This is a genomic window from Bacillus sp. FSL W8-0645 (assembly GCF_038007905.1).
Classification (GTDB): Bacteria; Bacillota; Bacilli; order Bacillales; family Bacillaceae; genus Bacillus; species Bacillus pumilus.
Window position 1 is genome coordinate 1,330,249 of the sequence record NZ_JBBOYC010000001.1, and the last position, 14,823, is coordinate 1,345,071.

Consider the following 14,823-nt stretch of genomic DNA (forward strand, 5'->3'; position numbering starts at 1 on the left):
CAGTCCCTTAACGCTCTGCTTTTTTGTGTGCTTTTTTCATATAATAATAAATAGGCAGTCCAGCAATCCCGATCAGCATGGAGATGAGACAGCTTTTCCAGTCGGTGATCATGGTGCTGATTAAGACGAATAAAGAACCGATAATCGCAATGATTGGTGTGAGCGGATAAAGTGGTACGCTATAAGCACGCTCCATTCCTTTGTTTTGTTTTCTCAGTTTAAAGACTGCGAAAAAGGCCATGACATAAAAGATATAGATCATGAAGATCGAAACCTCTGACAGCTTTTCTGGATTGCTGACGACCATAAACACAATGGCGATCAAAATTTGTACAAATACAGCAATCCACGGTGTTTTAAATGTAGGGTGGATACGTGAGATCGCGTTTGCGAAAGGAATTTGCTTTCGCTCTGCCATCGCGAAAATCACACGTGGGAATGAAAGAACCTTTCCGTTCAAACAGCCAAAGATACTAATGATGATGCCGATACTAATGACCTTACCGCCGATTGGTCCAAAGAGCATTGTCGCAGCAGTACTTGTCGCATTTTCTCCAAGCTGTACGATTTGATCTGCTGGTAATACGTGCAAAAGAGCGACATTAATAAAGAGATAGCAAGCCGTGACGATTAAAATCCCGCCTGCCATTGCACGAGGAAGCAGCTTCTCTGGGTTTTTCATTTCACCGCCAAGTGCTGCAAGCAATATCCAGCCATCATAGGCAAAAAGCGTAGCTAGGATCGCTGCACCGAAGTTCATTTGAGCAATGCTATCATTGACAGCCATAAAAATATTTTCGTTTCCTTTCCATAAGCCAAACACAATAATAGCGGCAATCGGGACAAGCTTTCCGATGGTGGTCAGTCCTTGTACAAAACCGCCGTATTTTGTTCCCATGATGTTAATCAAACATAAAAATAAAACAGTGATAATGCCGATTGTTGTTGACCATAAAGAAGAAAGAGAAAATAAATTGGCTAACAATGAACCAAAATAAAGACCGAGTGCACCGATGATGGCAGGTCCGTAAATGATAATCTGCACCCAGCCGCATAAATAGCCCCAAAACTCACCATACACTTCTTCAAGGTAGGCATACAATCCGCCAGTCCGAGGGATTTGTGTACCAATTTCAGCAACAGTGAGTCCGCCTGCAAGGGTTAAAATGCCGCCTAGCAGCCAAGCGAATAATGCGATATTTGAGCTTCCTGAATAGGAAAGGACGTTGCCTGGCTTCATAAAGACGCCGGACCCGATAATCGTCCCGATGACAAGAGATAGGGCGAAAAATAAGCCGATGTCCTGTTTTAACGCTGGTTGTTCTTTGTTCATTACTCGCGACCTCCTGCATCACTTTCGTACGTTACTGTGACATGTATTTTGTTCATTGTAATACGATTTTAGGAAAACAAGAATTAAAAAAATTTTCTGATTTTCGTATTTGTATTTAAAAGTGTTCGTTTATTGGAGATATCAGGGTAAATGTTTCGTTAAAAACGAACAATAAAAGATTATTTTTGATTTAATGTTAATTTTATCGTTAGAAACCGAACATCTAGCCAAATGGTTGACTTTTCTTGAAAAATGACCTATTTTATTCATAAGGATATTATCTTGAATTCGAGATATTTTGAAAGAGGAGTGAACGTAATGAAAATCAATGGAATTCACCACGTATCTGCATTAACAGCCAATGCTCAAAAAAATGTTGATTTCTACCGCCAGATTCTTGGCTTAAAACTTGTAAAGAAAACGGTCAATCAAGATGACCCATCTATGTATCACTTATTTTATGGAGATGAGGTCGCTTCACCGGGAACGGAGCTCACATTCTTTGAAATTCCAATGCTCGCCCGTCGTTTGAAAGGAACAAACGCCATCACAAGCACAGGCCTTCTCGTTTCTTCTGAAGAAGCACTTTCATTTTGGGAAAAGCGTTTTGAAGAGACAGGCGTGCAGCAAGAAACGGCTTCCTTGAGAGGGGGCAGACCTGCCTTGCGCTTTCAAGATCCAGAAGGACAGCAGCTATTTTTAACAGTAGAACCGAACGCACAAGAAGCAGGCTCACCGCCAGTGCATGATGATATTCCGGCAGAGTTTGCCATTAGAGGCTTGGGTCCAGTGGAATTAACCGTTGCAGAAGCGGACAAAACGATTCGTGTTTTAACAGACATCCTTGGCTTTACCGAAAGAGCGCGTGAACAATCAAATGATGGTGAGATCGTGACCATTTTTGAGTCAGGAAATGGCGGTGCTGGAACAGAAATTCATGTGATCGAAAAAACGGAAGGACCTTCTGAGCGTTCAGGCAGAGGAAGTGTGCATCACGTAGCCTTTCGCGTGGAAGATGCTGAGGAACTGGAAAAATGGTATGACAAAATATCAAAAGCAGGCTTCACGAATTCTGGTGTTGTGGAACGTTTCTACTTTAAAGCCCTTTACTTTAGAGAACCGAATGGGATCTTATTTGAAATCTCAACAGACGGTCCTGGGTTTACAGTGGACGAAGGAGTAGATGAGCTTGGCGATCAATTAGCCCTTCCGCCATTTCTAGAGCACAAACGAGCAGAAATAGAACAGAGATTAACGCCAATTCAGTCATCATAATAAAAGCAGCTCATTCATGAGCTGCTCAGCGTATAGACAAACCCTCGCATTCTTTGTCAGATCTGCAAAGGTTTTCTATCACGCTGAAAAGAAAAAAGGGCTAAAATCAAGATGATTTTAGCCCTTCTTTTTGCATTAGGAACTTACCTGCTTAGATTCAGTTTGTGTTAATGTCACCTTCTTCGTTTCTTCTTTTCCGTTTCGAATGAGTGTGATGCTCACGGTGTCTCCAATCTTTGTATTCGTGTATAGCTCATGACGTAATTCACTTCCGGTTTTGATTTGCTTCCCATTGATGGCGGTAATGACATCCTCTGACTTTAAGCCGGCTTTGGCGGCAGGTGAGCCTGCGGCGATTTCTTTGACGTATACGCCTTGATCAAGCTGACTATTTTTGAGACCGAGTGTTTCTTTCTGATACACGTCCGGGACTTGTTCGAGATCCAGCATGCTGATGCCGATATATGGACGCTCAATCTTTCCTTTTGCGAGAAGCTGATCGGCGATTGGTTTGACATCATTGATTGGAAGTGCGAATCCAATGCCTTCAACACCTGTTTCAGAAATTTTCATACTCGTGATCCCCACAACCTTTCCATCTGTCGTAAGAAGCGGGCCGCCGCTGTTTCCTGGGTTAATAGCTGCATCTGTTTGAATCACATTAATGCTGCTTTCGCCTGCTGATGTGTTCATCGAGACTGTTCGGTCGACACCGCTGACAATTCCTTGGGTCACGGTTCTTGATAGATCTTCACCAAGCGGGTTTCCGATCGCGATGACGGTTTCCCCAGCACGCAGCGAGGAGGAATCGCCTAATGCCGCGACCTTCGTTACGTGACTGCTGCTAATTTCTACAACTGCTAGGTCAGTCAGCGGGTCAGCTCCGACCAATTTACCATTGGTGGTTTTGCCATCGTGCAAGGATACTGTGAGTTTATTTGCCTCTTCAATGACGTGGTTGTTTGTTAAGACATAGGCTTTACTTCCGGATTTTTTGAAAATCACTCCTGAGCCTGTACCTGTTTTTTCCTCTTGACTGCTTTTATTTTGCTGTGATTCATCAAAAGGTGTATTGAAATCGCCAAAGCTCATGTCTGTTTGACTTTGCGCTTGGTAGTTTGTAATGCCAACAATGGCTGGTGATACATTTTCTACCATGCTGGAGATGCTGCTTGAAGAATGTGATGTTTGGACTGCGGTTGTTTTTGACGAATTGGCACTTGTATCATTTGTCGATACAGCTTCTGTTTTTGCTGCTGAATTATGTGCTGAGTTGTCTGATGCGTGCTGGGCATATGGCGAAAGGACGTACACACCTAACGCCAGCGTACCGCCTACAACACCGCTGACAAATGGCTTAAACCATCCGTTTGGCTTCTTCTTTTGTTTTTGTGGCTGTTCCGTTGTTTGAAGTTCTTGAGAAGGTTGTTGTTCATTTTTGTGATGTGTCATTCAAATCACTCTCTTTCATCATTTTTTCATGTATGGGTTTAAGGGGTTTTACCTTTTGTGGTGGATACTGACTTGATCGTAAGAAAAAAGTGTGGGATAAAAATGAAAACATTGTGGGAAATTGTTAAAATAAGTAGTGAATCTAAGCAAAATAGAGGAGATTAAACTGTGGAGACAATTGGAATCATTGGATATGGAAGCATGGCTGATATGATGGTGCAAAAATGGCTGGAAAAAGAAGTACTCAATGCCCATCAAATCATGATCCACACAAGAAGTGAAACGGACCGCCTGCTTCAACTCAAAGACAAGCATCAAGAAATAAACATCTGCTCATTAGACGAACTTTCTGCGTCATGTGATGTACTTTTTATCTGCGTGCCGCCACTTGCTGTACTTGATGTACTCGATCAACTGCCTTCAGCAGCCAAATCGGTCCATATTGTATCAGTAGCCGCGGCTGTGACGTTAGACAAGTTATCAAAGCATACGACTCAACCAGTATCCAGATACATCCCAACGCTCACGTCAGCTGTTGGAACGGGCGTATCCCTCGTTGTGCATGGCGAAACTGCTGGAGAGGAAGAAAAGGCGTGTTTGCATCGTCTGCTTTCAGCTTTTAGCATCGTCCGTGAAGTGGAGGAAGACCGGATTGATGCGGCGAGTAACTTGACGAGCTCATCTCCTGGTTTTATCGCTGCTCTTTTTGAAGAAATGGCGAGAGCCGCTGTGAGAAATAGTGAGCTTTCTTTAGAGGAAGCGTATGAATTTTTAACATATGCCCTTTTAGGCACAGGTCAAGTCCTTGTAGAACGAGGTCTCACCTTTGCTGAAACTGTCGATAGGGTGGCGACAAAAGGGGGCATTACAGGAGAAGGCGCCGAGGTGATTCAAAAGCAGGCACCTCAGATGTTTGATGATCTATTTACACAAACCATGAAGAAATATGAACAACTGAAATCACAGATTAACGAAGCGGACAAACACCACTAAAGACACAGTTAGTGGTGTTTTATTTGTTAAAAAAATCCTTTCTCATTCAGTCTATTGACCTGTATTAACTGAGTCTAATTTCCTTATTTTCAGACATTGTATTGAAAAATCAATCAAGTAATCATATAATTTTTTAGAAAATTTAGAAAAATATACACAAATTTTAAGTTTAATTAAAGGGGGATGGGGATGAAGCTCTATGTATCTGTCGATATGGAGGGAATTACTGGTCTAGCTGATCATACATTTGTCGATGCCCGTCAGCACAATTATGAACGGGGCAGAAAGATCATGACGGGTGAAGTGAATGCCTGTGTGGAGGCACTTCTTCAGCATGGCGCAACGGATATTTTGGTCAATGACAGTCATTCTAAAATGAATAATTTGTTGATTGAAGAATTGCATGAAGAAGCATCTCTTATATCTGGTGACGTCAAGCCTTATTCAATGGTTCAAGGGTTAGATCAAACCTATGATGCTGCTGTTTTTTTAGGCTATCATGCGAGGGCGTCTATGAAAGGTGTGATGTCCCACAGTATGATTTTTGGTGTCCGACATTTTTACATAAATGATCATCCAATTGGTGAAATGGGCTTTAATGCGTATGTTGCAGGCTACTATGGTGTACCGGTGATTCTTGTTTGCGGAGATGATCAAGCGGCACTTGAAGCAGAAAAGCTGATGCCTGGTGTGAAAACAGTGGCAGTGAAAGAGACCATTTCAAGATCTGCTGTGAAATGTCTCACTCCTGCCAAAGTCAACCAACAAATCTCACAGCAAGTGGAAGTCGCAATGAAACAGATTCATCACATCAAGCCGCTGACGCCTCCTGATCAGCCGCTGCTGAAGATTGAGTTTGCCAATTATGGACAAGCTGAATGGGCGAATTTAATGCCTGGTACTGCCATTATTGAAGGGACAACAACGGTGACGTATCAAGCAGAGAATATATTAGAAGCCTACCAAGCGATGCTTGTCATGACAGAGCTTGCCGCACGTACAACATTTTGTTAAGCGAGGGGGAGACGGCAGATGACCAGCTTTTTGCTCAAGCGTTTTATTGCGATGATTGCCACGATCTTAACGATTACGACGTTAACGTTTATTTTAATGAAGGTCATCCCAGGATCGCCCTTCAATGAAGAACGAAATACAAACGAAACCGTCCAGCGAAACCTCGAAAGCTACTATCACTTAGACGAACCACTGTATGTTCAATATGTCATCTATTTAAAATCCATCGTTACCTTTGATTTTGGTCCTTCCATTAAAAAGCCTTCTGAAAGTGTCAATGATCTATTGGCGAGAGGCTTCCCAGTCTCATTAGAACTTGGTCTTATCTCAATATTGATTGCTGTCATCTCCGGCATCCTGCTAGGGGTCATGGCTGCCCTCCGGCACAATGGCTTGATTGATTATATCGCCATGACCATTGCTGTTTTCGGTATATCCATTCCAAACTTTATCTTTGCTACTTTATTAATTCAGCAGCTTGCTGTGAATTTGAAGCTCTTTCCTACAGCGATGTGGACAAGTCCGATGCATATGGTGCTACCGACCATTGCTCTTGCCGTTAGTCCGATGGCCATTATTGCCCGGTTAACAAGATCGAGCATGATTGAAGTGCTGTCTCAGGACTATATTCGCACTGCTAAAGCAAAAGGACTTTCTCCCTTTAAAATTGTGTTCAAACATGCGCTTCGAAATGCGCTTTTGCCTGTTGTGACCATTCTTGGCACACTTGTCGCAAGCATTTTAACAGGAAGTTTTGTCATTGAAAAAATATTTGCGATTCCTGGAATGGGAAAATATTTTGTCGAGAGTATTAACAACCGTGATTATCCTGTCATCATGGGAACCACTGTTTTTTACAGCATCATTTTAATCACACTTCTTTTCATTGTTGATGTGGCGTATCGCCTGCTTGATCCAAGGATTCAGCTGCATCAGAAAGGAGGCAAGGCATGAGTATACATTTGCAGCAGGATCAACCGAATCCGCATCATGAAGTGCCGGACGAATGGTTTTCTCCGAGAGAGCAAAAGAAAACAGAGACCCATGCCATTAAAAGGCCCTCTCTTTCTTATTGGGCAGACACATGGAGACGACTGAAGCAAAATAAGCTTGCGATGTTTAGTCTATCGGTATTGATTTTTCTTTTTATCATGGCACTATTAGGCCCATTGCTTGCACCTAATAGCGTGACAGAGCAGCGTCTTTCGATGCAAAATCTGCCGCCATCCGCTGCTCACTGGTTCGGAACGGATGAGCTTGGACGAGATGTGTTCACACGTACATGGTACGGGGCTCGTATTTCTTTATTTGTAGGCGTCATGGCAGCCCTGATTGATTTTGCCATCGGCGTGATTTATGGAGGGATTGCCGGTTATAAGGGCGGGAGATATGACCATGTCATGATGCGAATCGTCGAGGTGCTTTACGGTCTTCCTTATTTACTTGTTGTCATTTTATTGATGGTTCTGATGGGGCCAGGGCTCGTCACCATTATTGTAGCGCTCACTGTCACCGGATGGATTGGAATGGCAAGAATCGTGAGAGGTCAAGTTCTTCAGCTGAAAAGCCAGGAATATGTCCTTGCCTCAAAAACCTTTGGTGCAAAGAGCCTTCGTATCATTCGCCGCAACCTGCTGCCGAATACGATGGGGCCGATTATCGTTCAGATGACCTTAACTGTACCGACCGCGATATTTGCAGAAGCGTTCCTAAGCTTTCTTGGTTTAGGCATTCAAGCACCGTTTGCAAGCTGGGGCGTGATGGCAAACGATGCGCTGCCGACAGTGCTATCAGATAATGGACATTGGTGGCGTTTATTTTTCCCTGCGTTTTTTATTTCGCTCACGATGTTTTGCTTTAACAATTTAGGTGATGGCTTGCAAGATGCGCTTGATCCGAAGATGAAGAGGTGATGGCGCTTTGAAAAAAGTTCTACAAATCATCGATCTGCACGTCAGCTTTCGGACATATGGCGGCTCAGTTCGAGCGGTACGCGGGGTGAATGTGGATGTATATGAAAAAGAAACCCTTGCCATTGTAGGAGAGTCAGGCTGCGGGAAAAGTGTGACTTCACAAAGCATTATGAGGCTGCTGCCAGCATACAGTGCTCATGTTGATCAGGGAGAAATCTGGTTTGAAGACCGCAATTTGCTGTCATTATCTGAAAAAGAAATGCGCGCCATACGAGGTGTCGATATTTCGATGATCTTCCAAGATCCAATGACCGCACTGAACCCAACCTTGACAATCGGCGATCAGCTCATGGAGGCGGCAAAGGAGCACCAAAAGCTGACGAAAAAAGAAGTGAAAGAAGCCGCCATTCGGATGCTTGATTTGGTCGGCATTCCGCAGCCGAAGGAAAGGCTAAAGCAATACCCTCATCAGTTCAGCGGGGGAATGAGGCAGCGGCTCATGATTGCCATGGCACTGATTTGCGAGCCCAAAGTGCTGATTGCTGATGAACCAACGACCGCGCTGGATGTGACCATACAGGCACAAATATTAGAGCTGTTTAAAGAGATTCAGAGAAAAACAGGGGTCACCATTATTTTAATCACACATGATTTAGGGGTCGTCGCCCAAGTCGCAGACCGGGTAGCCGTCATGTACGGAGGGAAAATGGTAGAGGTCGGAACGAGGCGAGATATTTTTTACAGTCCGCAGCATCCTTATACAAAAGGACTTCTGCAATCCGTTCCAAGACTTGATATGAAAGATGAACTCATTCCAATTGAAGGAAGCCCACCTGATTTATTTGCTCCGCCAAAGGGCTGTCCGTATACAGATCGCTGCCCGTCCGCCATGAAGATATGTGATCATATCATGCCGCACGAAACGCAGCGGTCACCTACCCACACAGTGCATTGCTGGCTCCAAGATGAGCGAGCGAATCAAACGGTTTTATCTTCAACACAAAGGGGGAGTTTTTGATGAGAAAAAAAGGGTGGATCATCAGTATATGTTTGTTCACGATCATGCTGCTCGCAGGATGTACAGCAAATGAGCAAGCAGGGAAAGGATCATCAAGCAATCAGGGTGAAAAGAAAGTATTAACCTTAAATAACGAAAATGAACCGACGTCGTTTGATCCGCCGATTGGTTTTAATAATGTATCGTGGCAAGGACTCAATAACTTAATGGAGGGATTAACAAGACTAAATGAAAAGCAGGAACCATCTCCTGCAATGGCTGAAAAATGGGAGATTTCAGAGGATGGAAAAACGTACACGTTCCATTTAAGAGATGGCATCAAGTGGTCAAATGGTGATCCAGTGAAAGCGAGTGACTTTGAATATGCGTGGAAGCGGCTGCTTGATCCGAAAACAGGCTCATCTGCATCGTTCCTAGCCTACATGATTGAAGGCGGAGAGGCATTTAACAGCGGAAAAGGAAAGAAAGAAGACGTGAAAGTCAGCGCTGTAAATGACAAAACGCTCAAGGTCACACTGGCATATCCGCAGAAATCGTTCTTAAATATGACCGCAAACCCTGCTTTTTTTCCTGTCAATGAACAGGTAGCTAAGAAGGACCCAAACTGGGCAAAAGACGCCAAAACCTTTGTCGGAAATGGACCGTTCAAGCTGACAGAGTGGAAGCATGATGAGAGCTTCACAATGGAAAAAAGTGAGACGTATTGGGACAAAAAAACAGTCAAGTTGGATCAAGTGAAGTGGCTGATGATCAGTGATCGAAACACAGACTATCAAATGTATCAATCAGGAGATTTAGATACTGCCTTTGTCCCAGCAGAGCAAAGTGAAAACCTGCTGAAAAATAAAGATGTACAAATTGAAGACCAGGCTGGATTGTTCTTTTATCGTCTGAATGTGAACATGGAACCTTTTCAAAATAAGAACATCCGCAAAGCTTTTCAAATGGCGATCAACCCGCAAGATATCGTGGATTATGTAACGAAAAATGAAGAGAAGCCAGCACGTGCCTTCGTCTCGCCAGGCATTCTTGATTCAAAGGGTGAAGATTTCAGAAAAGCTGGCGGTGATCTTGTGAAGAATGATAAGAGTGAAGCTGCGAAGCTACTAGAAAAAGGGCTGAAAGAAGAGAACTATTCAAAACTGCCAGCCGTCACATTGACATATAGTACAAAGCCTGAGAACAAGAAAAAAGCTGAAGCCATCCAGCAGCAGCTGAAAGAAGCGCTAGGTGTAGATGTGAAGCTTGCAAACATGGAAGCCAATGTATTTGCAGAAGATCAAAAGGCACTGAAATTCCAATTCTCACAAAGTTCATTTTTAGCAGACTATGCAGATCCGATCAATTTCTTAGAGAGCTTTCAAACAGGGAATGCCATGAACCGGACAGGATGGTCAAACGATACCTATGACCAACTGATCAAGAAGGCGAGCCAGGAAGCAGACGAACAAAAGAGAAACAACATCCTTCATGATGCAGAGGCACTACTTATTGAAGAAGCACCGATCATTCCGATTCATTTTTATAACCAAGTTCATTTACAAAAAGAAGGCGTGAAGGGGATTGTCCGTCACCCTGTTGGGTATATCGATTTGAAATGGGCACAAGTAGATGGAGAGTAATATTAGGATCAAAAGACGCTTTTAGATAAAAGCGTCTCAGCGTGTAGACAAACCCTCGTATTCGCCCGCAGGTCTGCGCGCTGGTGCTCACGAATGTTCAATTCGCTCCGCAAAAGTAGCTGCCCTTCCTAGACTTCAAAGGTTTTCTATCACGCTGAAAAGAAGACAAAGGGCTAAAATAAACATCATTTTAGCACTTTGTCAACAATCTAAGACGCTTTGAGATAAAAGCGTCTGTTCCTTTATTCGTTCATGTTATGAAGCAGAAACCCATAGATTGAAAGAAACAAAGAGAAAGAGGGGATATGGCATGAGCCAGCTGCCAGTGGCACTTCAAACAGGGGATACGGTGGGGATTATTGCACCAGCAAGCCCGCCTGATGAGCTGAAATTAGCAAAAGGGATTGCCTTTTTAGAAAGCCTCGGGCTAAAGGTGAAAAAAGGGAAGTATTTGGGCCGCCGGTATGGATATTTAGCAGGTCATGATCATGAAAGAGTGGAGGATCTTCATCGTATGTTTCAAGATCCAGAAGTGAAGGCGATTATTTGTGCTTGCGGAGGATACGGGACTGGCAGACTTGCGGAAGCCATTGACTATGACCTCATTCGCCGGAATCCAAAAATCTTTTGGGGCTATAGTGATATTACGTTTTTACATACGGCCATCCAGCAGCAGACGGGTCTTGTGACGTTTCATGGGCCAATGCTTTCCTCAGATGTGGGACTTGAGGAGGTCCATCCTTATACGAAAGATACCTTTTTACAGCTGTTCGCACCGAAAGCCTTTACGTATGCGCACCACTTGTCACCCCTTCATACTTTCTATCCGGGCACCGCTTCAGGTGAGATTGTAGGAGGAAATCTTGCCCTCATCGTGACAACACTTGGTACGCCTTTTGAAATCGATACGAAGGGAAAGCTATTGTTCATTGAAGATATTGACGAAGAGCCCTATAAAATCGATCGAATGATGCAGCACCTCAAATCTGCTGGAAAATTGGATGATGCGGCTGGATTCATCATTGGAGATTTTCATCAATGTGAGCCAAAAAAGAAAGATCAGTCTCTCACATTGAATCAAGTATGGGACACCTATATTGTTCCGCAAAAGAAACCTACACTTGGGGGCTTCCGAATCGGTCATTCTTCGCCGAACTTTGCCATTCCAATGGGCACGCAGGCTGCATTAGATGCGACAGGAAAAAAACTGCATATTTCTCCAGGCGTTGCAGCGAAAGAGGCGATCAAATGAAAATCGTCGATGTTCGTACATGCAGAATGAGTGTACCGCTAAAAAAGCCTTTCAAAACCGCTTTACGAACGGTGTATGACGCAGCATCTCTGATTGTTATCATCACATATGATCAAGGTGACGTCAGCTACGGAGAAGCAGTCCCGACAACGGTGATTACAGGTGAAACGCTGGAAAGCATCGACTATGCCATCTGCGAAGTGATCAGACCGATTTTGCTTGGAGCTTCCTTGTCAGAATATGAACAAATTTTTTCTCATATGAACCGTGTGCTCGCTTGCAACACAAGCGCAAAGGCAGCGGTTGACATGGCCATTTATGATGGTTTAGCGAAGCAGGCAGGGCTTCCGCTTTATCAATATCTTGGCGGATATCGCAGTCAGCTTGAAACCGATTATACGGTCAGTGTAAACCGTCCGCTTGAGATGGCGGAAGATGCGAAGCAATACGCAGCAGAAGGCTTTCAGACATTAAAGATCAAGGTAGGAAAAGATGATATAGACACGGATATTCAGCGTATCAAGCGAATTCGAGAAAAGATCGGGCCGGATATTCAGATTAGGCTCGATGCGAACCAGGGCTGGACGTGGAAGGAAGCGGTTGTAGCCATTCGGAAAATGGAATCACTGAATATCGAACTAGTCGAGCAACCAGTGCCAAAAGAAGATATCGAAGGTCTGCGCCGTGTGACGCAGGCAACAAATACACTGATTATGGCAGACGAAAGCATTTTCAGTTTTCATGATGCGATCAAGGTGCTTGAAACGAGAAGCTGTGATTTAATCAATTTAAAATTAATGAAATCAGGCGGCATAAAAGAAGCCTTAAAAATCAATGCTTTGGCAGAAGCATACGGCGTAAAGTGCATGGTTGGCAGTATGATTGAGTCAAAACTTGGCATTACAGCAGCCGCTCATCTCGCCGCCAGCCAGCCAAATATCACCCGCTATGATTTTGATGCCCCGCTGATGCTAAAAGAGGACATGGTAGACGGAGGAATCGTGTACAAAGGAAAAAATATCTTTTTCCCGCCGCAACATGGGTTAGGCATTCAAGGGGTGAAAGGAGTCTCATGATGATATTTGAATCAAAGGTTGCAGTTGCGAACGTATGGACAGCGCCGCAGTCACCGAGAGAAATCGATCAAAAGGTTCTTCATGGCTCCTTCAAAATCAAAGAGTGGATTGACAAGCAAACATATGAAGAAAAACTGGCTTTATGTGAAGAAAATCTGATCCAGTCGCAAGTACTGCTCGGCGAACGAGTCATTGGATTAGAAGAAACAGACGGCTGGATGAAAGTCGTTATTCCGCAGCAGGCCAGCCGGAAACATCCACAAGGTTATCCTGGCTATATACCTGCGAACCAACTAAAGCAAGTGACAGAAGGAAGTGCACCTACTGCATCTCATATCGTTTGTCAGAAAAAATCCATGCTCTATCGAAACGGGCAAGCGGACATGGAAATTAGTTTTTTAACAGAGCTCGTAGCTGTAGAAGAAACGAGTGATCGCTTTCGTGTTGTCACACCAGCAGGTACGAGAGAAATCAATAAAGCAGATATGCATCCAGTTTCATCCATTTCTTCTATGGCCGGCAAAGATGTTGTAGACAAGGGAAAACAATTTATTGGTCTTTCGTATTTATGGGGCGGCATGAGCAGCTTTGGCTATGACTGTTCGGGCTTTGCTTACAGCATGTATAAAGCGTGCGGATATCTTTTGCCGAGGGACGCAAGTGACCAAGCAGTGCAAGGAACACCGGTCGCATCAAGCCATTTAGAACAAGGCGACTTATTGTTTTTCGCCAATGACAACGGAAAGGGAGCAGTCCGCCATGTTGGGATCTACGCAGGTGACGGTATGATGCTTCATTCGCCTAAAACCGGCAGAGAAATTGAACTTCTTTCCCTTGCTGGCACTTCATATGAAAAAGAATGGGCAGGTGCAAGACGGTATTTGCCAAGCGAGAGGAGCAAAGGTCATGGCAGTTGAACCACTTTTACAAGTAAACAATCTCAAAAAACATTTTCATCTATCGAAAGGAAGAACGCTAAAAGCGCTAGACGGTGTCTCCTTTCAGCTGAAACAAGGCGAAACATTTGGCCTTGTTGGCGAGTCCGGCTGCGGGAAATCCACACTTGGAAAAGTGCTTATGCGTCTTTATGAACCGACAGATGGGGAAGCCTTATATGAAGGGAAAAGCCTTCATCACCTTTCTCAAAAAGAATCATTTGATTTTAATCGGCAAATTCAAATGGTGTTTCAAGATCCGTATTCCTCCTTAAATCCGCGGCTGTCTGTAAAAGATATTATGCTGGAGCCAATGGAGATTCATAACCTTTATGGGAGTCAAAAGAAAAGGGTTGCCCGGGTGAAAGAACTACTGGAAGCTGTTGGACTTAGCTATGACTTTGCCACGCGCTATCCTCATGAATTCAGCGGAGGACAGAGGCAGAGAATCGGTATTGCAAGAGCACTCGCCTTAGCGCCGAAATTTATTGTGGCAGATGAACCAATTTCTGCACTAGATGTCTCTGTTCAAGCGCAGGTCGTGAATTTGCTGAAGAAACTGCAAAAGGAGGAAGGGCTGACATTTCTCTTTATTGCGCATGACTTGTCGATGGTCAAATATATTAGCGACCGAATCGGTGTCATGTATTTAGGTCATCTCGTCGAATTGACCAGCAGTGATACGTTATATCAAACACCGCTGCACCCCTATACACAAGCATTGCTGTCTGCGATCCCCATTCCAGATCCTGACGTGGAGGACAAGCGCAAAAGGTTCATTTTAAAAGGAGAAATTCCAAGTCCAGTGAACCCGCCAAGCGGCTGTGTATTTCGAACAAGGTGTCCTGCAGCGATGGATGTGTGTGCTGAAAAAAAGCCAATATTACAAGCAGTAGAAGAAGGGCATGATGTCGCCTGTCATTTATACGATCGGACATAA

13 protein-coding genes are annotated in these 14,823 nt (G+C 44.0%); 11 read left to right on the forward strand and 2 right to left on the reverse strand.

Annotated elements, in window-relative coordinates; translation table 11 throughout:
• Positions 1 to 7: 7 nt before the first annotated feature.
• A complete protein-coding gene (locus tag NST39_RS06645) occupies positions 8 to 1,333 on the reverse strand; it encodes an APC family permease (protein WP_341027571.1) in 1,326 nt (441 codons plus the stop codon).
• A gap of 318 nt (positions 1,334 to 1,651) precedes the next feature.
• On the opposite strand from NST39_RS06645, the gene NST39_RS06650 reads away from it, so the two are divergent.
• The gene (locus NST39_RS06650; protein WP_044138917.1) at positions 1,652 to 2,608 is read left to right on the forward strand and encodes a ring-cleaving dioxygenase; all 957 of its coding nucleotides are present in this window, start codon (positions 1,652 to 1,654) and stop codon (positions 2,606 to 2,608) included.
• Between the two features lie 135 nt (positions 2,609 to 2,743).
• Here NST39_RS06650 and NST39_RS06655 read toward each other — a convergent pair whose 3' ends face one another.
• Positions 2,744 to 4,060 (reverse strand): trypsin-like peptidase domain-containing protein, encoded by a 1,317-nt coding sequence (locus NST39_RS06655; RefSeq protein ID WP_341027573.1) that lies wholly within the window; start codon positions 4,058 to 4,060, stop codon positions 2,744 to 2,746.
• Positions 4,061 to 4,228: 168 nt separating this feature from the next.
• On the opposite strand from NST39_RS06655, the gene proG reads away from it, so the two are divergent.
• From proG to NST39_RS06705, 10 genes are all read left to right on the forward strand, one after another.
• A complete protein-coding gene (gene proG, locus NST39_RS06660; protein ID WP_268508083.1) occupies positions 4,229 to 5,053 on the forward strand; it encodes a pyrroline-5-carboxylate reductase ProG in 825 nt (274 codons plus the stop codon).
• 189 nt (positions 5,054 to 5,242) lie between these two features.
• On the forward strand, positions 5,243 to 6,067 hold the full coding sequence (locus NST39_RS06665; protein WP_224925177.1) for a M55 family metallopeptidase: 825 nt from the start codon (positions 5,243 to 5,245) through the stop codon (positions 6,065 to 6,067).
• Positions 6,068 to 6,085: 18 nt separating this feature from the next.
• Entirely contained in the window at positions 6,086 to 7,021 is a 936-nt protein-coding gene (locus NST39_RS06670) for an ABC transporter permease (RefSeq protein ID WP_003211100.1), read from the forward strand.
• Positions 7,018 to 7,980 (forward strand): ABC transporter permease, encoded by a 963-nt coding sequence (locus tag NST39_RS06675; protein ID WP_341027578.1) that lies wholly within the window; start codon positions 7,018 to 7,020, stop codon positions 7,978 to 7,980. The genes NST39_RS06670 and NST39_RS06675 overlap by 4 nt, the downstream gene beginning before the upstream one ends.
• 7 nt (positions 7,981 to 7,987) lie before the next feature.
• A complete protein-coding gene (locus NST39_RS06680) occupies positions 7,988 to 8,998 on the forward strand; it encodes an ABC transporter ATP-binding protein (protein ID WP_341027579.1) in 1,011 nt (336 codons plus the stop codon).
• A complete protein-coding gene (locus tag NST39_RS06685; RefSeq protein ID WP_341027581.1) occupies positions 8,998 to 10,620 on the forward strand; it encodes a peptide ABC transporter substrate-binding protein in 1,623 nt (540 codons plus the stop codon). Before NST39_RS06680 ends, NST39_RS06685 begins: the two co-directional genes overlap by 1 nt.
• 310 nt (positions 10,621 to 10,930) lie before the next feature.
• The gene (locus tag NST39_RS06690; protein ID WP_341027582.1) at positions 10,931 to 11,872 is read left to right on the forward strand and encodes a S66 peptidase family protein; all 942 of its coding nucleotides are present in this window, start codon (positions 10,931 to 10,933) and stop codon (positions 11,870 to 11,872) included.
• Positions 11,869 to 12,948, forward strand: a complete 1,080-nt coding sequence (locus NST39_RS06695; protein WP_278178750.1) for a mandelate racemase/muconate lactonizing enzyme family protein — start codon at positions 11,869 to 11,871, stop codon at positions 12,946 to 12,948. The genes NST39_RS06690 and NST39_RS06695 overlap by 4 nt, the downstream gene beginning before the upstream one ends.
• Positions 12,948 to 13,865, forward strand: a complete 918-nt coding sequence (locus NST39_RS06700; RefSeq protein ID WP_341027583.1) for a C40 family peptidase — start codon at positions 12,948 to 12,950, stop codon at positions 13,863 to 13,865. The genes NST39_RS06695 and NST39_RS06700 overlap by 1 nt, the downstream gene beginning before the upstream one ends.
• The gene (locus NST39_RS06705) at positions 13,855 to 14,823 is read left to right on the forward strand and encodes an ABC transporter ATP-binding protein (RefSeq protein WP_065097116.1); all 969 of its coding nucleotides are present in this window, start codon (positions 13,855 to 13,857) and stop codon (positions 14,821 to 14,823) included. Before NST39_RS06700 ends, NST39_RS06705 begins: the two co-directional genes overlap by 11 nt.